We start from the raw sequence: 21640 nt of genomic DNA, 5'->3' as shown, positions 1-21640 counted from the left end.
TCCTCGCTGTAGTCGACGTCAGAACACCGCCTCGGCGGCGAGGGCGTCCACCGCCCGGTTGTACGATCATCGACACTTCGTCCGTGGTCGGACCACGAACCGACACACACAGCGACCGCCCAATAGTCCGTCCTGACGCGTAGTCCGCCTTGCCGTGATTCTGGAGGTGGGTCGGTCGCGTCTCTCGGTTCTCGGGCGGTGAGAACCAGCCTCCATTTATATACTCCTGTCAGTCGTTCGTTCAACCGTAAGGTGAAGACAATGACCCCCAACCCGACTGCCAACACGTTCGAAAGCCGCCTCGGTGGCATCACCGTCACCGGCCGCGCGCACAGCCTCAGCGCCTGGTTCGTCCTCGCGCTCCGCCTGACCATCGGGTTCGCGTTCCTCTACTCCGGCGTGGACAAGGTCCTCAACGGCTTCGCCGCTGGTGGGTACCTGAACAACGTCGCCGCGACCAACGGCAACCCCCTCGCCGGGCTGTTCGCGTGGATGGGCTCGACACCGTGGTTCGTCGACATCGTCAACGTCGCCGTCCCCTACGGTGAAGTCGCCATCGGCCTCGGCATCATGGTCGGCCTCATGACCCGCCTCGCGGCGTTCTTCGGCGCCAGTATGATGCTGTTGTTCTACTTCGGCAACTGGGACATGGCCCACGGCTTCATCAACTCGGACTTCATGTACATGCTGGTGTTCCTCGCCGTCGCCGCCTTCGGTGCGGGCCGCATCCTCGGCCTCGACACCATCGTCGAACGATACGAACTCGGCGGGCAACCCCTCGTCGAGAAGTACCCCGCCCTCAGCTACGTCCTCGGCTGAGTGGCCGACTGATCTCACCGGCTTCTCCCCGTCGCGTTTCTGTTCTCGCTGTCCGGTGAATGCACCCTCTCAACTCCGAACGGAACCCCTACACTGATATGCCACGCTGCGAACTCCTCGATATGGCGAACGCGTGGCCCCGAACGGACACGCCGGCTCTCCAGGACGTCCTCGACGCACTCGACGATCCGGTGTGTCGAGATCTCGTCAAACACCTCGAGGGAACCGCGACCGCGAGCGACCTGTCGGAGCGTGCGGGCGTCCCTCTATCGACGACCTACAGGAAGCTCGACCGCCTCGAGGAGGCGTCGCTGTTGACGACCCGGACGGAAATTCGTCGCGACGGTCATCACACGAGCCACTACCGGGTGGATTTCGAGCGGGTCGCCGTCGCCCTCGACGAGCATCGCGAGTTCGAGGTGTCCGTCGAGCGCCCGCCACGGGGCGCCGACGAGCGCCTCGCGTCGCTCTGGTCGGAGGTTCGAAAGGAAACATGACGCACGTCACAACGGTCCTCGTCGCGCTGAAGACGATTACGCTGGGTCTCGGTGGCCTCATCACGTTCTTCGCCTATCGGGCCTATCGACGCACGAACGCACAGGCGCTTGGCGCTCTCGCACTCGGATTCGCTATCGTCACCTTCGGGGCACTGCTCGCAGGCGCCGCCCATCAGGCCTTCGGCATGAACACCGACGTCGTCCTCGTCATCGAGAGCGCACTCACGACAGCCGGCTTCGGCGTCATCGTCTACTCGCTGTACGTCGAGTAGTTCCCTGTCGGGCCCGAGACTCGTTCGCAGTCCGTCTCCAATCAGGAGTCCGTTCCGCACCGCGAGTCTTCGAGGGTTCTGTCGGGTGTTCGTGTGACGAAGACAGCGGAACACCTCGACCCGATTGGTGTCGACGAGGGCCCGGAGCGTGCCCGGACCTCGCATTGTGCCGATTCCAAGGGAGTGAGAATCGGTTTCCCCGGTTATATCAGCTACCCTCGAACGATCAACTGTACAATGACGAACTCGATTGGCGCCCCTGGAACCGGAATCTCCCGTCGACAGTTCCTCGCCGCGACCGGCAGTGCCGGCCTCTTCGCGACCGCAGGATGCACGACGCTCTCCGAGCCCACGGCGAGCGTCGTCGATCTCGGCGGTACGACCGGGGTTCAGTCGAACCTCCCCCCGACCGGCCGCCCGGAAGTGGTCGACCTCGACGAACGCGGCCACGAGGTCACGATCAAGTCGGTGATGGCGCGTCACGCTATCCACCCCGGCGAGACGATGGGTGGGCCGGTTAACTTGCCCGTCGTCTGGGCGTTCCAGGCCGACGACGGCACGCCGAGCGTGCCCGGGCCCATCCTCCGGTGTACCGAGGGAGCCGAACTGAAGATCACCCTCGACAACACCGAGATGCAGGTCCCACACACGCTGCACTTCCACGGCGTGCGCAAGACGTGGGAGAACGACGGCGTCCCGACGACGACTGGTATCACCGTCAACCCCGGCGAGACACACACCTACACGATTCCCGCGAACGTCGCCGGGACGCACCTGTATCACTGCCACTACCAGACGCCGATGCACATGGACATGGGGATGTACGGCATCCTCCGGGTCGACCCCGAGGGCTACGAGGAGGCCGACAAGGAGTACTTCATGACGGCGAAGGAGTGGGATACGCGTCTCTCCCGCCAGCACGGCGGCCAGAACGTCCAGTACGACCTGACGAATCGTCGTGCCGACGCGTTCACGCTCAACGGGAAGGCCGCGCCCGCGACACTCCACCCCGAGACGGGCTCGCCGATTATCGTCGAATCGGGTGACACCGTCCGCGTCCACTGGGTCAACGCGGGGTTCATGAGCCACCCGCTGCACGTCCACAACCACCGCTTCCGGGTCGTCGAGAAGGACGGCAGCCCGATGCCCGAAGCCCTCCAGTTCGAACAGGACGTGTTGAACATCGCGCCCGCGGAACGCTACACCGTCGAGTTCGAGGCCGACGCCGACCCCGGCATCTACCTCATGCACTGCCACAAGGTCGACCACGTCCGTAACGGCTCGTCGTACCCCGGCGGGATGCTCAGCGCCGTCGTCTACACGGAAGCGATGGACACGGACATCTTCCGGACGTTGATGGACTACGCGGGCTACGAGGCCTGATCGATGACCGTCACCACCAGCACTCGACGGCAGTTCCTCGCCACGACGGCGGGCACGGCGGTCGGCGCCAGCGTCCTCACCGACTCAGTCGGGGCCCAGTCGGGCGGCGTGGACCTCTCGGAGTGGTTCGCGAACACCGACGGCGTAAGCGAGGTCGTCGACAAACGCGGCGAGTCCCAGGTGGTCGTCGAGGTGGGCGCGCAGGGTAACGGCGGTGCGGTCGCGTTCGCTCCGGCGGCGGTCCGTGTCGACCCCGGCACGACCGTCGTCTGGGAGTGGACGGGCGACGGCGGCACGCACAACGTCGTCGCGAAGGACGGCTCGTTCGAGTCAGAGTACCAGAACGCCGCGGGTGCCACCTTCGAGTACACACCAGAGTCGACCGGCGTACTCCGGTATGTCTGTGCGCCCCACGAAGCGATGGGGATGAAGGGCGCACTCCTCGTCGGCGACGTCGCCGTCTCCCTCGGCGCGGGTACGCAACCGACACCGGAGTCCGAACCGACAGAGACGTTCGACGGATGGCTCGAAGGGACGGACAACTACGACGGCGTCGTCGACGCCCGGGGACAGGACCGCGTGACCGTCGAGGTCGGTGCGGAGGGCAACGGCGGCCAGTTCGCGTTCGCCCCGGCAGCAGTCCGTGTCGACCCCGGCACGACCGTCGTCTGGGAGTGGGTTGGGGACAAGCGCTACGACGTTGTCGATACCGACCTCGAGTTCCGCAGCGAGGCCGTTTCCGGCGCGGGCCACCGCTTCGCCGTCGAGTTCGACGGCCGAGGCTGGAGCACCTACGAGTGCTCTGAGTACGGCCACCTCGGGATGCGTGGTGTAATCGTGGTCGGCGACGGCCCTGACGCGGTCATCTCGCGGACAGGACTGGCCGTCGGCGGTGGCCTGACGGCTGTGCTGTTCGCCCCGATGTTCTACGCACTCGGACTCCACATCAGGGATACGACTCGGTCCGATTCGGGACCGGAGTGACTGTCGTCGCCATCTCGAACAGGAACTGCCCGTCCGGCACCTGCTATCGGGGACCCCTCCCACGAACGCTCCACGCGCGGTACCCGTCTGATTTTTACTGTCGAAGGCGGCCCCGTCGAACGCGCACCCCCCTCGACACGGTCAGAACACCGCCTCGATGGCGGCGTCGAGAGCGTCCACGCCCCGGTCGATCTCCTCGGGACCGGCGACCAGCGGGGGCGAACAGATGACCTGCACGTTGGGCCGGCCGCTTCCGAGGAGGACGCCACCGTCGCTGGCGGCCGCGAGGACGTCGTCGACGGGGTTGTGGTCGTCCGAGACGCGCGGGTCGGCGAACGGTTCTCCGGTGTCGGGATCGGCGAACTCCACGCCCCAGAGGTAGCCCCGGCCGTGGACGTCGTGGACCACGTCGTGGGCCTCCAGTTCGCGGACGCGCGACTCGAAGTGTCCGGCGTGCTCCCGGACGTTCTCGATGAGGCCACCGCCCTCGCCGTACTGGTCGAGGGCGGCGACACCGGCGGCGCAGGCGACGGGGTGTCCCGAGAAGGTCTGTCCGAGGGGGAATCCCTCCTCGCGGAACTCCTCGGCGATGTCAGCGCTCACGGCGACGCCCGCCAGCGGGACGTACGCCGAGGTGACACCCTTGGCGAAGGTGAGCAGGTCCGGGTCGACGCCCTCGCCCTGGACGCCGAACCAGTCGCCACAGCGGCCGAACCCGGTGATGACCTCGTCCGCTATCAGGAGGATGCCGTACTCGTCACAGAGGTCCCGCAACTGCTGAAAGTAGTCGGCGGGCGCGGGGTACGCCCCGCTGGTCCCGCCGACGGGTTCCATGAGGACGGCGGCGATGCTGTCGGGCCCCTCGTTGTGAATCACGAACCGGAGATGCTCGATGGCCCTGTCGGCGAGTTCCTGCGGGTCCTCGACACCGCCGAACGCCCGCGGGAGGGGCGGGAGGAACTTGCCCGCGCCCGTCGTCGCGGCGTGGCGTTCGAGTGGCGCGCGCGTCTCCGGGTCGCCGGTGAACGACCCCGCGCCCGCCGTGGACCCGTGATAGGAGCGCCAGCGGGTGAGGACCTTGTTCCCTCCCGTGTGCTCGCGGGCGAACCCCGCGGCGAGTTCGTTCGCCTCGCTGCCCGAGACGGAGAAACAGACGTCCGTGAGCGAGTCGGGCGTGACCTCGACCAGTCGCTCGGCGAGTTCCGAGCGGGCGTCGTTGTGCTTCGCGGCGGAGACGTACTGGACCTTCTCCAACTGGGCCTCGATTGCCTCGACGATGGCGCGGTTCCCGTGGCCCGCGTTGACACAGTAGAGCTGTGCGATGAAGTCGAGATACTCCTCGCCGTCGGCGGTCGTGACGTACGAGCCGTCGCCGTCCACGATATCGAGCGGTTCGCGCTCCGGGTCGTACCAGTGGGTGAGGGTCCGCGACCCGGCGGCCGACCGACCCGTGGGCTGCTGGCCTGACATGGCTCGTCACAGGGGGAGGCCCCCCTTGTACCTTACTGGCACACCGACTCGGCGGTCGCGTCAGTCGGCCACCGACCCGGCACACATCGGCTGTCGGCCGTCCCCGGCCGGGGGTAGAGCTATGGGACCGGCCTCTCCCTCGAACGTATGGCCACGACCGTCGACATCGACGCCGACCGGTTCCGCGAGTCGTTCGAGGCGTACTCCGCCATCGGCGCGACCGACGCGGGCGGACTGCACCGACTGGCGCTGACCGACGAGGACCGCGAGGCGCGCGACCTGTTGGCAGAGGACCTTGACGACCTCGGCCTGACCGTCCGGGTGGACGAACTCGGGAACACGTTCGCCCGCCGGCCCGGGCGGGACCCCGACGCCGCGCCGGTCCTCGTCGGGAGCCACCTCGACTCACAGCCGAACGGCGGGCGCTTCGACGGCCAGTTGGGCGTGCTGACGGCGCTGGAGACCCTGCGGGCGTTCGAGGACGCAGGCGTCGAGACGGACCGGCCCGTCGAACTCGTCAACTGGACGAACGAGGAGGGGTCGCGCTTCCAGCAGGCGATGCTCGGGTCGAGCGTCGCCGTGGGCGCGACAGACCTCGCGGACGCCCTCGCCATGGAGGACGCCGAGGGCGTCACCGTCGGCGAGGCGCTGGAACGTATCGGGTACGACGGCGACGAGTCGCCCACCATCGACCCCGGCGACGTCCACGCCTATCTCGAACTCCACGTCGAACAGGGACCGAAACTGGAGTCGAGCGGCGACAGCGTCGGCGTCGTCGACGGCGTCTTCGGCCTCTCGTGGATGGAGGTGCGGGTGGAGGGACAGGCGAACCACGCGGGACCGACCGCGATGCACGACCGGCAGGACGCCCTCGTGGCCGCGACGACGGCCGCGGGCGAGATACACGACCTGCCGAACCGACTCTCGGAGGACGCCGTCGCCACCGTCGGCCGGATGGACGTCTCGCCGAACTCCATCAACGTCGTCCCCGACGAGGTGACGTTCACCGTCGACGTGCGCTCGTACGACGAGAGGGTGGTCGCCGCCGCCCCCGACGCCGTCGAGTTCGAGGTGGCGACGGCCTGCGAGCGCGAGGGGACGACCTACGAGTTCGACCGCCTCTGGTCCATCGACCCGCTGACGTTCTCGCCGGTGGTCCGCGACGCGGTGGCGGCGGGGGCCGAAGCCGCGGGCGCGTCCCACCGACGCCTCGTGAGTGGAGCGGGCCACGACGCGAACTACATGGCGCAGGTGACGGAGTCGGGGATGCTGTTCGTCCCGAGCGTCGACGGCATCACCCACGCCGAGTCGGAGTTCACCGAGTGGGCCGACTGCGTCGCGGGCGCGGAGGCGTTCGCCAACGCGACGCTGGGACTGGCGACGGAGTAGGGGAGTCAGGACTCCCGGACGAACGAGAGGAGGGCGACGGCGACACAGCCGAGGGCGATTGCGAGCGCGACGGGGTGCCTCTCGCCGCCGAATTGCCACCCGAAGACGGTGTGGCCGACGAGGCCGCAGACGAACGCGAGGGCGCCGACGACGGTGAGCAGAGTGGACGTGGAGGGCACGTACACGGACTGTCGGCGCGGCGGTGAAAAATCCCGTGGCGGGGTTCAGCCGACGAGGCGCTCCTCGTCCTCCCAGTACTCCTCCCTGAGCTGGTACTTCTGGACCTTGCCGGTGGCCGTCTCGGGCAGGTCGTCGACGAACTCGATCCGGCGGGGAATCTTGTACGCCGCGAGGTGTTCGCGCGTGAACGCCTCGATGTCCTCGGCGGTGAGGTCCGCACCCTCCTTGGTGACGATGAGGGCCGTCACGAGTTCGCCCCACTCGTCGCTCGGGGTGGGGATGACCGCGGCCTTCGCGATGTCGGGGTGGTCGTAGAGGACGTCCTCCACCTCGATGGAGGAGACGTTCTCCCCGCCGGAGATGATGATGTCCTTCTTGCGGTCCTGGATGGATATCATCCCGTCCTCGTTCCACGTCGCGAGGTCACCGGTGTGGAAGTACCCCGGCTTGCGGGCGTTGAACGCCTCGTGGGTCTCCTCTTCCTTGTTGAGGTAGCGGTCCATCACCTGGTTGCCCTTGACGACGATTTCGCCCATCGCGCGGTTGTTCCGGGGCACGTCGTTGCCGTCCTCGTCGACGACGCGCACGTCGGTACAGAGCGTCTCCGCACCCTGGAACGTCTTGAGTTCGCGACCGTGTTCGGCCAGTCGCCGGGGGGAGTTCGAGGAGGTGATGATGGGGGCCGTCTCGGTCAGGCCGTAGAGGTGGATGATGCGCCACCCGATGTCGTCCTCGATGGCTTCGAGGGAGGCCTTCGGCGGTGCGCTCCCGGCGGTGGCGAGGCGCACCTCGTTGTCGCCGGTCGTCACGGTGTCCGGGTTGTTCTCGTGGAACTGGATGAGGCGGTTGAGGACAGTGGGCGCGCCACAGAGGAACGACACGTCGTACTCCCGCACCCGCCGGAACGTGCCCTCGGCGTCGAAGGTGCGCTGGCAGACGTGGGTGCCGCCCGTCCCCGTGATGGAGTAGGTGTGCCCCCAGCCGTTGCAGTGGAACATCGGCAGCGTCCAGAGGTAGACGTCGTCGTCCTCTATCTCGTGGTGCTGGTTGAGCACGAGCGAGTGGTAGTGCTCCGTCCGGTGGGTCCGGACGACGCCCTTCGGGTCGCCTGTCGTCCCGGAGGTGTAGTTGATGGACGCGTCGTCGTCCTCGGAGATATCGGGCCGTTCGGGCGCCTCGGCGGAGTGGTCCGCGAGGAGGTCCTCGTAGTCCGTCCAGTCGCCCTCGATGTCGTCGGCCCGGTAGCCGATGTAGTTCTCTGCGGGCACCGAATCGCGGACCGCCTCGATGTTCTCGGCGTAGTCGTAGTCGGCGATGACCGTGTCCGCCGCACAGTCGTTGAGGATGTACTCGAACTCCTCGGGGATGAGGCGGTAGTTCATCGGCACGAACACCGCACCCAGTTGGTTCGTCGCGTACAGCGTCTCCAGGAAGTAGTGGGTGTTCGGCGCGAGCAACGCCACCCTGTCGCCCTGTTCGACGCCGTGGTCGGCCAGTGCGTTCGACAGTCGGTTGACCCGCTCGCCGAACTCGGCGTAGGTGTACTCGGTCCCGTCGTGCGCGACGACTCCCACGACGTCGTCGTACAGGTCGAGCGCCCGGTCGAGGAAGTCCGTCGTTCGCATCTCAACCTTCATGAACTTTCGGCCGGTGGTTTCGGGGGCGACGACTAAGCCGTTTCGACCGAGCGCGTTTCTTTCAGCCGATTCGAGTGCCGAAGCAGTCGCCCGTAGAACAGGTCAGTAAGAGTGAGTCACTCGCCGAATCGGGAGTCCGACGGTGGGCTACAGAAGTGGGCGGTGGGTCCCGGGTCGGGCCGGGGGTCGTACGACTGATCGCGCGCGACGACCGTCTCGGGGTCGAATCGGACGAACGCGTACTCGTCGGGGTGTCGAGGGGGTGGCGAAAGCGGTCCGGCCACGTCGCGGGTTCGCCGTCGAGGTACCGGTCGAGCAGGCTGACCGCCCGCGCCCCGTCGAACGGTTCGACCGTCGCCCGCCCCCGGAGCCCGACGTGCTGGACGACGCCCGACGTCCGGTCGAAGTCCACGACGCCGACGGCGGTCCGCGGGTACGACGCGACGCGTTCGGGGAACGTGGCCGTCTCGTGGCCGATGAACCAGAGCGCCTCGCCGTCCCAGTGGAACCAGAGGGGCGACTCGCGGGGGCCGTCCGGCGACTGCGTCGCCAGGTGGGCGAACAGCGGTCGCGAGAGGAAGGCGTCGAGCGGGACGCCCAGCGAGTCCTCCACGAGGTCCATGCGGGAGGCCCACCTTCCGGGAACAAACCGCTATCGGTGTGCTAGCCCGGACCGGTCAGGCCAGCGCGCTCCCCATCCGGACGATGTCGCGTTCGCCGAAGGAGGGACCGACGAACTGGATACCGACCGGGAGGCCATCCGTCTCGCCGGCCGGGACGGAGATAGCCGGGAGGTTCGCGAGGTTCGCGGGGACGGTGTTGGCGTCCGAGAGGTACAGTTGGAGGGGGTCGTCGAGACGCTCGCCCCGTTCGAACGGCGGGACGGGCATCGTCGGGGAGGCGAGCACGTCGGCCTCGCCGAGGGCCTCGTCGACGTCCTGCTGGAGCCACGCGCGGGCGTCCTGTGCCTTCGCGTAGTACTTGTCGTGGTAGCCCGCCGAGAGCGCGTACGTCCCGAGGAGGACGCGGCGCTTGACCTCCTCGCCGAAGCCCGCCTCGCGGGCGCGGGCGAAGGCGTCGTTCCAGTTGCCCTCGTAGCCTCCGGAGACGCCGTAGCGCACGCCGTCGAAGCGCGCGAGGTTCGAGGACGCCTCGCTCATCGCGATGACGTAGTACGCCTCGACGGCGCGCTCGACGGAGGGGAGCGAGACCTCCGTGGTCTCGACGCCCTGCGAGCGCAACTCGTCGAGTGCGGCCTCGAACTGCGCGACGACGCCCTCGTCGGCCCCCTCGACGAGTTCCGTGGGGACGCCGACGGTCATGCCCGACACGTCGCCGTCGGCGGCGCTCGCGTAGTCCGAGTTCTCGCCCTCAGTGCGGGTGGTCGCGTCGTTCGGGTCCGGGCCCGCAACGACGTCGAGGAGTTCGGCGGCTTCCTCGACGGTGGGCGCGAGCGGTCCGATCTGTTCCAGCGAGTTGGCGTAGGCGACGAGGCCGTACCGCGAGACCAGCCCGTAGGTGGGCTTGATGCCGACGACGCCGCAGAACGCGGCGGGATTGCGGATGGACCCGCCCGTGTCGCTCCCGAGGGCGAGGTCGGCCTCCCCCGCGGCGACGGCGGCCGCGCTGCCGCCCGAGGAGCCACCGGGGACCCGCCCCGGTGCGGCGGGATTCTCGGTGGGACCGAACGCCGACGTCTCGGTGGTCGACCCCATCCCGAACTCGTCCATGTTGGCCTTCCCGACGATGGTCGCCCCGGCGTCTTTCAGGCGTTCGACGACCGTCGCGTCGTAGGGCGGGACGTACTCTTCGAGCATCGCCGACCCGCAGGTGGTCCGGACGCCCTTCGTGGAGATGTTGTCCTTGACGGCGACGGTCCGCCCGGCGAGGGGGCCGTCCTCGGCCCCCTCGATGGTCTCGCGGGTGACAAAGGCGTTGAGGTCGGAGCTCATCTCACGACACCCGCGGTCCCTTGAAGTAGCCGTCCTCGGTCTCGGGGGCGTTCGCCAGCGCCTCCTCCTGTGAGAGGCAGTCGCGGGCCTCGTCGGCGCGCATCACGTTCGCGAGGTCGGCCTCGCGGTCCACCTCGGGGACCTCGTCCAGCGAGTCGAAGTACGCGAGGATGTCGGCGAACTGCCCGGCGAAGCGGTCCACCTCCTCGTCGTCGAGGTCGACGCGCGCGAGGGCCGCGACGTGGCGGACCTCCTCTGCGTCGACGGCTGCGTCGCTCATACCCGGACCTGCCCCGGCCCGACACTAAGGGTTTCGATAGCCGGAAATCGACCGACTGCGGGCCGCTCGGACGTTCTCCGGGTTCATCAGATTTAAGTCGCTCGCTGTCCAACAGATGAACACGGAAACGGATTCTGGGCCGCGCGCCCACCCCCAACCTCCCCACAATGTCAGACATGAGTATCCGCCGACCGACGGGCGAGGAGCGCGAGGACGAACACACCGCGGAGGAGGAGAGCGAGGACGAACTGGTCTGCCCCGAGTGTGGCAGCCGACTCGAGAGCGACAGCAAACGGGGTGAGACGGTCTGTGGCGAGTGCGGACTCGTCGTCGAGGAAGACGAGATCGACCACGGCCCCGAGTGGCGAGCCTTCGACGCCAGCGAGAAGGACAACAAGTCGCGAGTCGGTGCCCCCACCACGAACATGATGCACGACAAGGGGCTCTCGACGAACATCGGCTGGCAGAACAAGGACGCCTACGGCAACTCCCTGTCCAGTCGCCAGCGCGAAAAGATGCAGCGCCTGCGCACGTGGAACGAGCGCTTCCGGACGCGCGACTCCAAGGAGCGCAACCTCAAGCAGGCGCTCGGTGAGATCGACCGCATGGCGAGTGCGCTCGGCCTGCCCGAGAACGTCCGCGAGACGGCCAGCGTTATCTACCGCCGCGCGCTCGCAGAGGACCTGCTCCCGGGGCGGTCCATCGAGGGTGTCGCGACGAGTGCGCTGTACGCCGCCGCGCGACAGGCCGGCACCCCCCGAAGCCTCGACGAGATTACGGGCGTCTCCCGGGTCGACAAGGACGAGATCGCGCGCACCTACCGCTACGTGGTCCGCCAGTTGAACCTCGAGATTCAGCCCGCCGACCCCGAGAGCTACGTCCCCCGGTTCGCCAGCGACCTCGGAATGTCCGACGAGGCCGAACGGCGCGCCCGCGACCTGCTGAAGGGCGCGAAGGAGGCCGGCATCCACTCGGGCAAGTCGCCGGTGGGCCTCGCCGCCGCCGCCGTCTACGCCGCCTCCCTGCTCACCAACGAGAAGGTGACCCAGAGTGAGGTCAGCGACGTGGCCAACATCAGCGAAGTGACCATCCGCAACCGCTACCACGAACTGCTGGAGACGGAGAGCGGGACCGCGGCGCTCTGATGGCGACGGCGAGGTACGTCTGCCCCGAGTGCGGGGCGACCGTCGAACGACCCTTCCGCACCGCGTCGGTGATGCGCACCTGCGAGAACGGCTGTGCCTTCGACCACCACGTCCGCGAGGACCTGCTGGCGCGAATCGAGGACGTCCCCGCGTCCGAGCGACCCGACGACTGGGCCGAACTGTCGGTGAAAGAACGGCTGTTCGTCGCGATGCGGGCGGGCGTCGTCTCGCGAAGCGACCTCTAGGTCAGTTCTCCGCGGCGCGAACCTGCCTCGTCAGCAACAGCGCCGACCCGCCCGTGAACAGCGCCAGCGCCACTGCGTGCGCCACGAGCGAGGCGACCACCTCCGGGTGACCCGAGGCGAACGGGACGAGGACGAGTTGCAGGCCGCCGAAGGCGGCCGTCGCGGCGTCCGCCCGGCGGAGCGTCCGGGCCGTGGTCGAACCGTAGTCGTAGCGCCACGACCGCCACAGCGAGGTGGCCGCTATCCACCACCCGGCCGCGATGCGGTAACAGACGTCCCAGAGGAGGAGGAGCGCGAAGAAGAGGACGACCATGCCCGGGTCGGGACCGACCAGTTCCGTGAGGAGCCCCGGCGTCCGCCGGGCGGGGTCGTAGCTGAACAGGTAGACGACCATCGAGACGAACGCGAACACCGCGAGCACCGTCTCGATGTTCGCGCCGAACAGCAGGCGGCGGTAGGTGTCCGGGAGGTCCCGCGAGCGCACGTCGGTGGCGATGCGCGTCATGAGGACGCTCCCGCCCGTGGCGACGAGGACGGCTGCGGTCCCCGGCAGCACCGCCCCCCAGGCGTCGGTGAGGGCGGCGAACAGGAGGACGCCGGCCTCGAAGACGGCGAACTGGATGGGCGCGAGCGCCCGCTCCGAGAGGTCGATTCCGGGGAGGGGGAACGCGCCGACGATGCTCTCGTAGGTCCACGCCGACCCGTAGATGTCCGTCTCGCCCTCGCCGGACACGGTCAGAGGACGCTCGTCGCGGCCCGTCCGATGCGACGCTTGACGCCGCCGCCGAACTGGCGCATGCTGATGCGCCACGGCGTCCGCTGGCCGACGACGGTGGTCCGCCCGTCCGTGAGGGCGTCGAGGATACCCGCAGGCGAGCGGTCGTCGGTCGCCACCTGCGTCACCGCCTGCCCGACCATCTCGGCGATGTGGGCGTCGCTCCCCGCGGTCTGTGGCAGGTCGCGTCGTTCCGCGAACCGTTCGGCCCGCCGGTTCGACCGGCCCGTGAACAGTCTGGAGTTGTACACCTCGATGGCGTCGGCGCTGGCGAGTTCCTCCTGGCTGATGTGGGGGGCGACGCCGTGGCGCGCCCGCTGGAACGGGTGGGGGACGACGGCGACGCCGTCCTGCTCCCAGATGCGGTCGAGAGTCTCCGTGAACGACAAACCGGCGGGGATGCGCTCGGAGAGACCGAGGCCGAGGACGTGACCCGCCTCGCTGGTTATCTCCATGCCCGTGATGCCGACCAGCCCGTACTCGGGAGCGATCTCCGCCATCCGCAGGCTCTCGTCTATCTCGTCGTGGTCCGTCACGGCGAGGGCGTCGAGGCCCACGGCGGCCGCCTGCTCCAAGAGTAGTTCGACGGGGTCGCGGCCGTCGTACGAGAGGTCGGAGTGGGCGTGAAGCTCGACCGATAGCACATCCGGTATCTGGCGCGGCGACGAAAAAAGCAGTCCGGTATCGGCGGTCCACCGGGGGTTCGCCGCGACACCCTCTCGCGCTCGATTGCACGAACGTGCACATAGAAACGCTCTAATCCCGCCTGCCCCAGCACATGGATGAATGACTCTCGCGCCCGCGGACCGCGAACTCGTCGTCGACGAACTCGGTCGGGACCCGACGCCCGCGGAGGAAGCGCTCTTCGAGAACCTCTGGAGCGAACACTGCGCCTACCGCTCCTCGCGCCCCCTCCTCTCGGCGTTCGAGAGCGAGGGCGAACAGGTGGTCGTGGGGCCGGGCGACGACGCCGCCGTCGTCGCCCTTCCCGAACAGGGAGGGGTGGAGGAGGACGACCGGTGGTACGTCACGCTCGGCATCGAGAGCCACAACCACCCCTCCTACGTCGACCCGTACGACGGCGCGGCGACGGGCGTCGGCGGCATCGTCCGCGACACGCTCTCGATGGGTGCCTACCCCATCGCGCTGGCCGACTCGCTGTACTTCGGCCCGTTCGACGACGAACACTCGCGGTACCTCTTCGAGGGTGTCGTGGAGGGCATCGCGGACTACGGCAACTCCATCGGCGTCCCGACGGTGGCGGGAAGCGTCGCGTTCCACGACGACTACGAGGGCAACCCGCTGGTGAACGTCGCCTGCGTCGGCCTCCTGCGCGCCGACCGCCTCGTCACGGCGGACGCGAAGCGCGCCGGAAACAAGCTAGTCCTCGTCGGCAACGCGACGGGGCGCGACGGCCTCGGCGGGGCGAGTTTCGCGAGCGAGGACCTCGCGGAGGACGCCGAGACCGAGGACCGACCCGCCGTACAGGTCGGCGACCCCTACGCCGAGAAACTGCTCGTCGAGTGCAACGAGGCCCTCCTCGACGAGTCGCTGGTCGAGGCGGCGCGTGACCTCGGTGCCGCCGGCCTCGGCGGCGCGTCGAGCGAACTCGTCGCCAAGGGCGGTCTCGGGGCGCGAATCGACCTCGAAGCAGTCCACCAGCGCGAACCGAACATGAACGCCCTCGAGATACTGCTCGCCGAGTCGCAGGAGCGCATGTGCTACGAGGTGCGCCCCGAGAACGTCGACCGGGTCCGTGAACTCGCCGACCGCTTCGACCTCGGCTGTTCGGTCATCGGCGAGGTAGTCGATGGGAACTACGTCTGCACGTTCGAGGGGGAGACGGTCGTGGACGTTCCCGCCGAGTACCTGGCGGACGGCGCGCCGATGAACGACCTCGCGTCCGTCGAACCCGACGAACCAGAGCGTGACCTGCCCGAGACAGACCTCGCCGCGGCCTTCGAGGCCGTCGTCGGCAGTCCGAACACCGCGAGCAAACGCTGGGTCTACCGCCAGTACGACCACGAGGTCGGTGCCCGGACGGCGCTCAGGCCCGGCGACGACGCGGCCGTCATGTCCATCCAGGAGACCGGGACCGGACTGGCGTTCACCTCCGGCGCGGATCCCAACTGGACGAGTGCCGCCCCCTACGAGGGTGCCCGCGCCGTCGCACTGGAGAACGCGACCAACCTCGCGGCGAAGGGCGCACGCCCCCTCGCCGCCGTGGACTGCCTCAACGGGGGCAACCCGGAGAAGCCCGAGGTGTACGGCGGCTTCCGGGGTATCGTCGACGGCCTCGCGGACATGTGCGCCGACCTCTCGGTGCCCGTCGTCGGCGGGAACGTCTCACTGTACAACGACTCCGTCTCGGGACCCATCCCGCCGACGCCGACGCTGGCGATGGTCGGGACGAAATTGGGTTACGACGCCCCGCCGATGGCCCTCTCGGGCGAGGGAACCCTGCTGGTCGTCGGCGACGGGGTTCTCGCCGGGGAAGCGGCGGGCCTCGGCGGGTCCGAGTACCTCGCGCAGTTCGGCGGGGGCGACGGGTTCCCGACACTCCCCGAGGACGGTCCGGCGTTCGTCGAGGCGCTCGCGAGCGTGGCCGACGACGAGTCGACGCTCGCGGTCCACGACGCCAGTCACGGCGGACTGACGGTGACGCTCGCCGAAATGGTCGGCGAGGCGGGCGCGACAGTCGCCCTGAAGGGCGGGGCGAGTGCCGCCGAACTCCTCTTCCACGAGCAACCCGGACGCGCCGTCGTGGAGACGACGGACCCGGAGACCGCCCGCACGGCCTTCGAGGGGGTCGCGCCAGTCCACGAGGTCGGCAAGGCTGACGGGTCGGGGGCGCTCGACCTGACCGTCGGGAGGGAGACGCTTCGCTACGACGCGGCGGAGATCGAGGCACTGCGGGCGGTCATCGACCGCGAACTCGCGTAGCGTCCTTCGTCTCGTCCGTGGGGGGCCGTCCCCCGTCGGCCCACCCGTAGTGCTCGACGAGTTGCGGTGCGACCCTGACGCTCGCGACGGCGAGGACCACGCCCGCCAGGACGTCGATTCCCCAGTGGATACCGAGATACATCGTCGAGACGACGACGCTCGCGGCGAGGAGACCGGCGACCGGAACCCACCGCGGGTACGTCTCGCGGGTCTCCCACGCGAGCAACGCGACGGTCACCGACAACGAGGTGTGGAGCGAGGGGAAGACGTTCGTGTTGGCGTTCACCTCGCTCGTGAGCAACTGCGAACTGGGGTAGGTGGTGTACAGCAGCGCGTCGACCAGTTCCGGCATGACGTTGCGCGGGCCGTAGGAGATGAACAGCGTGTAGCAGACGAGACCGACGCCGTAGTTGACGCTGTAGGCGACGGCGGTACGCTGGAGCGCGTCGGTCCGTTCCAGCGCGAAGTACGCGACGAGTGGGAAGACCAGCAGGAAGACGTAGCCGTAGACGTAGACGAACGAGAGGTACGCCGTGAGCGGCGGCGTCGCGAACGACTGGACGCTCGCGACGAACGTCCCCTCGAACTCGAGGATAGCGGCGGTCACGTTGATCCCGACGAGCCACGATACCTCGGGGCCGTAGTCCCGTGCGAGCTTGCTCACGACCAGGCTCCCGGCGAGGACCGCGAGGGAGGGGGCTGCGACCCGGAGACGGCGGCGGGCGTCGCCGTACGTTCCGCGGAGGCGACCGACGCCGACGATGCCGAGTGTGGCCACGACGAGCATGCACCCACAGACGAGGACGAGACTGACGAGGACGGACGTGAGACTCATGGCCGATTCACCGCTGGTGGAGTGCCCCGTCACGGAAGCGATAGCCCGCCTCGACGAACGCGGCGCGTGCGCGTTCGACGTCGAGTTCGCCGTCGCTCCCGAAGTAGGGGAGCACGGGGTCGGTTCCGTCCCACGCCAGAGCCGATGAGAGCCAGTCCGTCGTCGCGAGGGGACTGGTGGCTGGCATCGCGTAGCCGTCGAACACGGACTCGACGACGTGTCGCTTGTCGAGGAGGCGAGCGACGGCCCGGCGGAACCGGGGGTTCGACAGCGGCGCTCGCCGCACGTTGTAGCCGACGTGGTAGAACACGGGGGAGGGGTCGACGACCATCTCGATCGGGTCGTCCGCGACGGCGGCCTCCAGTTCGGAGACGACGGGTGCGCCGAGCGGTGTGGCGGTCACGTCTACCTGCCCCTCACGGACCGCCTGGACAGCGACGGCGTCCGACGGGACCACCTCGAACACCAGTCGGTCGAACGCGGGACCGTCGCCGACGACCTCACCGATTTCCCCGTCGAGAGACCCGGAGAAGTGGTCCCGGACGGGAGTGAGGACGACCCGGCGGTCCTCTTCGAGTGCGTGCAGACGCAGCGGACCGCTCCCGATGGGGTTCGTGTTGCTCCAGACGAGGGCGCGCGTCGTCTCCTCGGAGACGGACACCCCGGCGACCGTCGCCGCCCCGGTCCGGGAGCGCCAGACGTGACGCGGCAGTATCGGGACGGTGAGCGCGCGACGGGCGACGCCCCGAGCGGTGTCACCGAAGGCGAGTTCGACGGTCCGGTCGTCGACCACCGAGGCGTCGGTCACGAGCGACCCGCGCCCGCGGAACCGCTCGGCCGGGACCGGCGCGTCCGCCTCCCCGAGTGACGTATCTCGGAGGAAGCGGTAGGTGAACGCGACGTCGGCAGCGGTGAGCGCACGCCCGTCGTGCCACGTCGCCTCGCGGAGGTGGACCGTCGCCCTCAGACCGCCGTCGGTGCCGTCGACCCACTCCCAGCGAGTCGCGAGCCAGGGGGAGACGGCCTCGCCGTGCTCCCGGGCGAGCGAGTCGTAGAGGAGGTCCGTCACCGTCCCCCGGCCCCGGTACTCCGCAGCGATGGGGTTGAGGTTCCGCGTCGGTCGCGGGTCGCGGAGTGCCGCCGTGAGGACGTCCGCATCGGGTCGTTCGCGGGTGGCCGCGAGGTAGGCGATGGCGGTCGTCGGCGGGTGCTCGCTCCACCCCGAGAACCGGTCCGTCCGGCCCGCGATGACGTCGTCCGGGTACGCGAGGACGGTGAACGGCTGTGCCTGGGCGACCGCCTCCTGCAGGTCGACGACGGGGGACTGGCGGTCCCTCCGGCTGGCCCGCCGCTGTGCGTCGAGGAGGTCGTCCGTCGCGAGGTCGACGTAGCCGAAGGGGTTCTGGTTGCCACGCTCGCCGACGAACTGCGAGTGGAGGAGCGGTCGGAGGAAGTCGGGGTCGGTCTGCCCGAGGAGCGGAGCGACGTAGAGGTCGAAGTCGTGGGTGACGAGCAACTGCCGGTACAGTTCCTCGCGCGCCATCGGGTGGAGCTGCGTCTCGACGCCGACGGTTTCGAGTGCGTCCGCGAGCGTGCGGGCGATGCGGATGGCGTAGGGGTCCGCGTCGGTCGGGAGGGTCTTGATGGAGAGCGAGAGCGGTGAGGAGCGCTCGCGCCCCGCGAGGTTCCGAATCTGCTGCAGGCAGCCGGCCGTGGCGGCGAGCGCCACACTGGCACCGGAGAGTATCTGTCGCCTGCGCAGTCGGTCGGTTCGTGTGGGGGACATCCGTTGCGTACGTCGGGAGTTCGTCTACAGTACGTAACTCTCCGGAGGGATAACTGGTCCGATGTAGGCCCCCGACCGAAGCGACCCGGTCAGACCAGTCCGGCGAGCGGGAGGACGAGCGTCGTCACCCAGCAGGCTGCACCGAACGCGACGGTCCTCCGGTCCGAGTCGGCCCCGCCCGCGGCGAGGACGCCCGCCGAGAGGAGCACCGCGCCGCGGTGGAGAACCACCGGAATCGGGAGCGTCGCGACCCCGAGGAACGCGTAGTCGAGGACGACGGCCGCCCCGAGACCGGTCGCGACGAGCGTGAACGCGAACTCGCGGTCGTGGACGCGCGAGGCGACCACCGCCGCGACGGGCACACCGAACGCGAGGACGGGGTAGAGGAGGGCCGCCGCTACCTTCGGCGTGACGCCGCCGAGCAGTCCCTCCAGTGCGACACCGCCCACCCGGACGCCGAGGTACAATCCCGCCGGCCCGACGGCCGGGGCGAACGTCCGAACGAGCGAGCGCGGGTCGCGGCCGTCGAGCCACCGTCGGACGTCGCGACCGAAGGGGACGACCAGCAGGGCGGCCGCGGGGACGGTCGCTCCGGCGACGAACCGCACCGCGGTGACCCACCCGTCGCCGTCGGACATCCCCCCGTTGTCGAAGTAGACGCGGACGACGTCGTGGACGTACGGCTTGCCCATGAAGTCGGCCTCGACGCGCCGCTGAGCAGCGGTGATACCCGAGACGGTGTGGCGCAGCCTGAACCAGTCCCAGTGCTCGCTGTGGGCCTGCATCGCCGTCCAGTCGGCGTCGGGCGGCGCGTAGACCCGGACGTGGTCGCGCGCGCCGAGGTACGACCCGTCGTGGAGCTGGTAGTACTCGCGGAGCCACTCGCCGTCGCCCTCCGGGTCGTCGTCGACGCGTTCGACGTACGTGTAGCGCCTCGCGCCGTGGGCGTCGCGCCAGACGAGGCGGTCGTCGACCACCTCGAAGGGCGCGTCCGCGAGGGTGTCGTTGGTATCGTTCTCGGGGACGACGCTCTCGTCGACCGGACTGTCGGCCGTCTCGTTCACCTGCCAGTTGGCGGCGGTGCCGCGCGTCATCGCCGCGCGGACCGTCACCGGGTCGGCGTAGACCACGACGTTGACCGCGAGGGTACGCGAGGAGAAGGCCTGGCGCTTGCTCGTGTACGGCCACAGTCGGTCGCCGTCGGGCCACAGTTCGACGAGGGGGGAACTCCCCGTTCGTTCGACCCGTTCGCGTTCCTGCTGGGCCCCGATGTCGTCGACGACCGTCGCTCCCGCGAGGAGAACGACGACCAGTACGCCGACGACGCGTAGCGCCCCGTCCTCTGCCATGCAAGTCCCCAGGTACGGACGGTTCCGGTATATAGGTTCTCGCCGGCAGAGGGCGTCCGTTCAGAGCGTGAGCAGTATCGGGACGACGAAGACGACGAGCATCCCGACGAGGGCGACGACGAACCCGACGCCGACGTCCCGGTTCGTGTAGGGCGACTGGGGTGCTGTCGTCCGGTGGTCGGGCCGGGGTTCGGGCGTGTCGCTGTCGTGGTGGTCGTGTTCGTCCGGCGCGAGCGTGTCGTCGGTGTCGCGGTCGCTCATACCTCGTACAGACAGGGGAGCGTACTTTGCCCTGTCGGAGTTCGGGAGGGTCCAAAGGTACTTGCTACCAGTGGGCATAGGTCGCGTATGTCCATCCCCGGTTACGACCTCGAGGACCTCGACCGGATACTGCTGGAGCGACTCGGCGACAGGGGCCTCTCGGACGTGCTGACGGCGGAACAGCTCGCGCGCTACGAGGCGGGCGAGAGCCTCGTGGACGTCATGGACGAGGAGACGGCGAGCGAACTCCTCGGAACGCGAAAGGCCGGCGGGTAGTCGATAGCGCCGCAGTCGCGTCCCTTTTGAGTACCCCCCGACCTACCTAGTGGCAATGACGCTCACCAAGCGTATCATCCCGTGCATCGACGTGGCACTCGATGACGACGGGGACGCCGCCGTCTACACCGGGGTCAACTTCGAGGACCTGAAGTACACCGGCGACCCCGTCGAGATGGCCAAACGGTACAACGAGGCGGGGGCCGACGAGTTCGTCTTCCTCGACATCACCGCGAGCGCCGACGGCCGCGAGACGATGCTCACCGTCGTCGAGAACGTCGCGGACGAGGTGTTCATCCCCCTGACCGTCGGCGGGGGCATCCGCACCCGCGAGGACATCAAGGAGACCCTGCGCGCCGGCGCGGACAAGGTGTCCATCACCACGGGCGCACTCGAACGCCCGGAACTCATCACGGAGGGCGCGCGCGCCTTCGGCAACCAGTGCATCGTCATCAGCGTGGACGCGCGCCGGCGCTACGACGAGCAGGGCGAACACTACGAACGGGTCGACGGCGAGTCGGTCTGGTTCGAGTGCACGAAGAAGGGCGGCCGAGAGGGCACCGGCGTCGACGTCATCGAGTGGGCGCGGGAGGCCGAAGAACGCGGCGCGGGCGAACTGTTCGTCAACTCCATCGATTCGGACGGGACGAAAGACGGCTACGACATCCCCCTCACGCGGGCCGTCTGCGACGCCGTCTCGACGCCCGTCATCGCCTCCTCGGGGTGTGGCGGCCCCGAGGACGCCTACGAGGTGTTCACCGAGGCGAACGCCGACGCCGCCCTCGCCGCCAGCATCTTCCACTTCGACGAGTACTCCATTCGGGAGGTCAAGGAGTACCTTGCGGAGCGGGACCTCCCCGTTCGTCTGTAGCGCCCCCGTCCAGACCAGTCCTCGACCGTCGGGCGGAACTGCGTTCCCACGCGTCGAGGGCCTCGAAGACGACCCGAAGAACCGGTCGGATTCTTCACTTTCACCGAGCTAGGCGGCCCCTTTAGCCGCTGTAGCTCCTGTATTCTACTGTCTCCCCCCGAACACACCACGGAGACCGGACGAACTGTGGTCGGTTCTCACCGTGTGGTGTCGAGGGAGACGGATGGCGCAGAGTGAACCCGGCGTCGCGGACCGAACGCGGGTGCAGACGGCACCCGGACGCCGCGTTCG

General features: G+C 68.8%; 23 protein-coding genes. 11 read left to right on the top strand and 12 right to left on the bottom strand.

The genetic code is table 11. The features are described 5' to 3' along the window. The first annotated feature begins 261 nt into the window (after positions 1-261). The 5 genes from NKG96_RS07400 (at position 262) to NKG96_RS07380 (ending at position 3955) form a co-directional block, all read left to right on the top strand. Positions 262-819: a DoxX family protein gene (locus NKG96_RS07400; protein WP_254537883.1), complete on the top strand. Its 558-nt coding sequence runs from the start codon at positions 262-264 to the stop codon at positions 817-819. Between the two features lie 98 nt (positions 820-917). Further along, a complete protein-coding gene (locus NKG96_RS07395; RefSeq protein ID WP_254537882.1) occupies positions 918-1316 on the top strand; it encodes a winged helix-turn-helix domain-containing protein in 399 nt (132 codons plus the stop codon). Next, positions 1313-1588: a DUF7521 family protein gene (locus tag NKG96_RS07390; protein WP_254537881.1), complete on the top strand. Its 276-nt coding sequence runs from the start codon at positions 1313-1315 to the stop codon at positions 1586-1588. Before NKG96_RS07395 ends, NKG96_RS07390 begins: the two co-directional genes overlap by 4 nt. Positions 1589-1825: 237 nt before the next feature. Further along, positions 1826-2971, top strand: a complete 1146-nt coding sequence (locus NKG96_RS07385) for a multicopper oxidase domain-containing protein (RefSeq protein WP_254537880.1) — start codon at positions 1826-1828, stop codon at positions 2969-2971. A 3-nt stretch (positions 2972-2974) separates the two neighbouring features. After that, positions 2975-3955: a halocyanin domain-containing protein gene (locus tag NKG96_RS07380; RefSeq protein WP_254537879.1), complete on the top strand. Its 981-nt coding sequence runs from the start codon at positions 2975-2977 to the stop codon at positions 3953-3955. Positions 3956-4096: 141 nt separating this feature from the next. Here NKG96_RS07380 and NKG96_RS07375 read toward each other — a convergent pair whose 3' ends face one another. Next, the gene (locus NKG96_RS07375) at positions 4097-5425 is read right to left on the bottom strand and encodes an aminotransferase family protein (RefSeq protein WP_254537877.1); all 1329 of its coding nucleotides are present in this window, start codon (positions 5423-5425) and stop codon (positions 4097-4099) included. 147 nt (positions 5426-5572) lie between these two features. Between NKG96_RS07375 and NKG96_RS07370 the strand changes: the two genes are divergently transcribed. Further along, positions 5573-6814 (top strand): Zn-dependent hydrolase, encoded by a 1242-nt coding sequence (locus tag NKG96_RS07370; RefSeq protein ID WP_254537876.1) that lies wholly within the window; start codon positions 5573-5575, stop codon positions 6812-6814. Positions 6815-6819: 5 nt separating this feature from the next. On the opposite strand, the gene NKG96_RS07365 is transcribed toward NKG96_RS07370, so the two are convergent. The 5 genes from NKG96_RS07365 to gatC all read right to left on the bottom strand — a co-directional run bounded on the left by NKG96_RS07365 (position 6820) and on the right by gatC (position 10863). Continuing rightward, entirely contained in the window at positions 6820-6993 is a 174-nt protein-coding gene (locus NKG96_RS07365; protein ID WP_254537874.1) for a hypothetical protein, read from the bottom strand. Between the two features lie 45 nt (positions 6994-7038). Further along, positions 7039-8631 carry a class I adenylate-forming enzyme family protein gene (locus tag NKG96_RS07360; protein WP_254537873.1) on the bottom strand — a complete coding sequence of 531 codons (1593 nt, stop codon included), beginning with the start codon at positions 8629-8631 and terminating at the stop codon, positions 7039-7041. A gap of 61 nt (positions 8632-8692) precedes the next feature. After that, entirely contained in the window at positions 8693-9253 is a 561-nt protein-coding gene (locus NKG96_RS07355) for a pyridoxamine 5'-phosphate oxidase family protein (protein WP_254537872.1), read from the bottom strand. Positions 9254-9308: 55 nt separating this feature from the next. Beyond that, positions 9309-10583: an Asp-tRNA(Asn)/Glu-tRNA(Gln) amidotransferase subunit GatA gene (gatA, locus tag NKG96_RS07350; RefSeq protein ID WP_254537871.1), complete on the bottom strand. Its 1275-nt coding sequence runs from the start codon at positions 10581-10583 to the stop codon at positions 9309-9311. A 1-nt stretch (position 10584) separates the two neighbouring features. Continuing rightward, on the bottom strand, positions 10585-10863 hold the full coding sequence (gatC, locus tag NKG96_RS07345; RefSeq protein ID WP_254537869.1) for an Asp-tRNA(Asn)/Glu-tRNA(Gln) amidotransferase subunit GatC: 279 nt from the start codon (positions 10861-10863) through the stop codon (positions 10585-10587). 167 nt (positions 10864-11030) lie between these two features. Between gatC and NKG96_RS07340 the strand changes: the two genes are divergently transcribed. Together NKG96_RS07340 and NKG96_RS07335 are read left to right on the top strand one after the other, a co-directional pair. Continuing rightward, on the top strand, positions 11031-12008 hold the full coding sequence (locus NKG96_RS07340) for a transcription initiation factor IIB (RefSeq protein WP_254537868.1): 978 nt from the start codon (positions 11031-11033) through the stop codon (positions 12006-12008). Continuing rightward, complete coding sequence (locus tag NKG96_RS07335; protein ID WP_254537867.1) at positions 12008-12253, top strand: hypothetical protein; 246 nt, start codon at positions 12008-12010, stop codon at positions 12251-12253. Before NKG96_RS07340 ends, NKG96_RS07335 begins: the two co-directional genes overlap by 1 nt. Before the next feature lies 1 nt (position 12254). On the opposite strand, the gene NKG96_RS07330 is transcribed toward NKG96_RS07335, so the two are convergent. Both NKG96_RS07330 and NKG96_RS07325 read right to left on the bottom strand, forming a co-directional pair. Further along, a complete protein-coding gene (locus tag NKG96_RS07330; protein ID WP_254537866.1) occupies positions 12255-12986 on the bottom strand; it encodes a DUF7530 family protein in 732 nt (243 codons plus the stop codon). Positions 12987-12988: 2 nt separating this feature from the next. Continuing rightward, complete coding sequence (locus tag NKG96_RS07325) at positions 12989-13672, bottom strand: CehA/McbA family metallohydrolase (protein WP_254537865.1); 684 nt, start codon at positions 13670-13672, stop codon at positions 12989-12991. A 142-nt stretch (positions 13673-13814) separates the two neighbouring features. Between NKG96_RS07325 and purL the strand changes: the two genes are divergently transcribed. Continuing rightward, positions 13815-15971 carry a phosphoribosylformylglycinamidine synthase subunit PurL gene (gene purL, locus NKG96_RS07320; RefSeq protein ID WP_254537864.1) on the top strand — a complete coding sequence of 719 codons (2157 nt, stop codon included), beginning with the start codon at positions 13815-13817 and terminating at the stop codon, positions 15969-15971. On the opposite strand, the gene NKG96_RS07315 is transcribed toward purL, so the two are convergent. From NKG96_RS07315 to NKG96_RS07300, 4 genes are all read right to left on the bottom strand, one after another. Further along, the gene (locus NKG96_RS07315) at positions 15949-16806 is read right to left on the bottom strand and encodes a phosphatase PAP2 family protein (RefSeq protein ID WP_254537863.1); all 858 of its coding nucleotides are present in this window, start codon (positions 16804-16806) and stop codon (positions 15949-15951) included. The genes purL and NKG96_RS07315 overlap by 23 nt on opposite strands. 7 nt (positions 16807-16813) lie before the next feature. Further along, positions 16814-18592: an ABC transporter substrate-binding protein gene (locus NKG96_RS07310; RefSeq protein ID WP_254537862.1), complete on the bottom strand. Its 1779-nt coding sequence runs from the start codon at positions 18590-18592 to the stop codon at positions 16814-16816. Positions 18593-18681: 89 nt separating this feature from the next. After that, on the bottom strand, positions 18682-19941 hold the full coding sequence (locus tag NKG96_RS07305; RefSeq protein ID WP_254537861.1) for a hypothetical protein: 1260 nt from the start codon (positions 19939-19941) through the stop codon (positions 18682-18684). Positions 19942-20001: 60 nt separating this feature from the next. After that, positions 20002-20202 carry an OadG family protein gene (locus NKG96_RS07300; RefSeq protein WP_254537860.1) on the bottom strand — a complete coding sequence of 67 codons (201 nt, stop codon included), beginning with the start codon at positions 20200-20202 and terminating at the stop codon, positions 20002-20004. A gap of 87 nt (positions 20203-20289) precedes the next feature. On the opposite strand from NKG96_RS07300, the gene NKG96_RS07295 reads away from it, so the two are divergent. Together NKG96_RS07295 and hisF are read left to right on the top strand one after the other, a co-directional pair. After that, positions 20290-20478 carry a DUF8027 family protein gene (locus tag NKG96_RS07295; protein WP_254537859.1) on the top strand — a complete coding sequence of 63 codons (189 nt, stop codon included), beginning with the start codon at positions 20290-20292 and terminating at the stop codon, positions 20476-20478. A 55-nt stretch (positions 20479-20533) separates the two neighbouring features. After that, the gene (gene hisF, locus NKG96_RS07290; protein ID WP_254537858.1) at positions 20534-21349 is read left to right on the top strand and encodes an imidazole glycerol phosphate synthase subunit HisF; all 816 of its coding nucleotides are present in this window, start codon (positions 20534-20536) and stop codon (positions 21347-21349) included. The last annotated feature ends 291 nt before the right edge of the window (positions 21350-21640 follow it).

This window comes from Halomarina litorea (assembly GCF_024227715.1).
Taxonomy (GTDB): Archaea; Halobacteriota; Halobacteria; order Halobacteriales; family Haloarculaceae; genus Halomarina; species Halomarina litorea.
This window is presented reverse-complemented; position numbering and strand designations above follow the sequence as displayed.

Coding starts and splice junctions, on each gene's coding strand:
- NKG96_RS07400 (WP_254537883.1), top strand. CDS start 262: ATGACCCCCAACCCGACTGCCAACACGTTCGAAAGCCGCCTCGGTGGC.
- NKG96_RS07395 (WP_254537882.1), top strand. CDS start 918: ATGCCACGCTGCGAACTCCTCGATATGGCGAACGCGTGGCCCCGAACG.
- NKG96_RS07390 (WP_254537881.1), top strand. CDS start 1,313: ATGACGCACGTCACAACGGTCCTCGTCGCGCTGAAGACGATTACGCTG.
- NKG96_RS07385 (WP_254537880.1), top strand. CDS start 1,826: ATGACGAACTCGATTGGCGCCCCTGGAACCGGAATCTCCCGTCGACAG.
- NKG96_RS07380 (WP_254537879.1), top strand. CDS start 2,975: ATGACCGTCACCACCAGCACTCGACGGCAGTTCCTCGCCACGACGGCG.
- NKG96_RS07375 (WP_254537877.1), bottom strand. CDS start 5,425: ATGTCAGGCCAGCAGCCCACGGGTCGGTCGGCCGCCGGGTCGCGGACC.
- NKG96_RS07370 (WP_254537876.1), top strand. CDS start 5,573: ATGGCCACGACCGTCGACATCGACGCCGACCGGTTCCGCGAGTCGTTC.
- NKG96_RS07360 (WP_254537873.1), bottom strand. CDS start 8,631: ATGAAGGTTGAGATGCGAACGACGGACTTCCTCGACCGGGCGCTCGAC.
- NKG96_RS07355 (WP_254537872.1), bottom strand. CDS start 9,253: ATGGACCTCGTGGAGGACTCGCTGGGCGTCCCGCTCGACGCCTTCCTC.
- gatA (WP_254537871.1), bottom strand. CDS start 10,583: ATGAGCTCCGACCTCAACGCCTTTGTCACCCGCGAGACCATCGAGGGG.
- gatC (WP_254537869.1), bottom strand. CDS start 10,863: ATGAGCGACGCAGCCGTCGACGCAGAGGAGGTCCGCCACGTCGCGGCC.
- NKG96_RS07340 (WP_254537868.1), top strand. CDS start 11,031: ATGTCAGACATGAGTATCCGCCGACCGACGGGCGAGGAGCGCGAGGAC.
- NKG96_RS07335 (WP_254537867.1), top strand. CDS start 12,008: ATGGCGACGGCGAGGTACGTCTGCCCCGAGTGCGGGGCGACCGTCGAA.
- purL (WP_254537864.1), top strand. CDS start 13,815: ATGACTCTCGCGCCCGCGGACCGCGAACTCGTCGTCGACGAACTCGGT.
- NKG96_RS07315 (WP_254537863.1), bottom strand. CDS start 16,806: ATGAGTCTCACGTCCGTCCTCGTCAGTCTCGTCCTCGTCTGTGGGTGC.
- NKG96_RS07310 (WP_254537862.1), bottom strand. CDS start 18,592: ATGTCCCCCACACGAACCGACCGACTGCGCAGGCGACAGATACTCTCC.
- NKG96_RS07305 (WP_254537861.1), bottom strand. CDS start 19,941: ATGGCAGAGGACGGGGCGCTACGCGTCGTCGGCGTACTGGTCGTCGTT.
- NKG96_RS07300 (WP_254537860.1), bottom strand. CDS start 20,202: ATGAGCGACCGCGACACCGACGACACGCTCGCGCCGGACGAACACGAC.
- NKG96_RS07295 (WP_254537859.1), top strand. CDS start 20,290: ATGTCCATCCCCGGTTACGACCTCGAGGACCTCGACCGGATACTGCTG.
- hisF (WP_254537858.1), top strand. CDS start 20,534: ATGACGCTCACCAAGCGTATCATCCCGTGCATCGACGTGGCACTCGAT.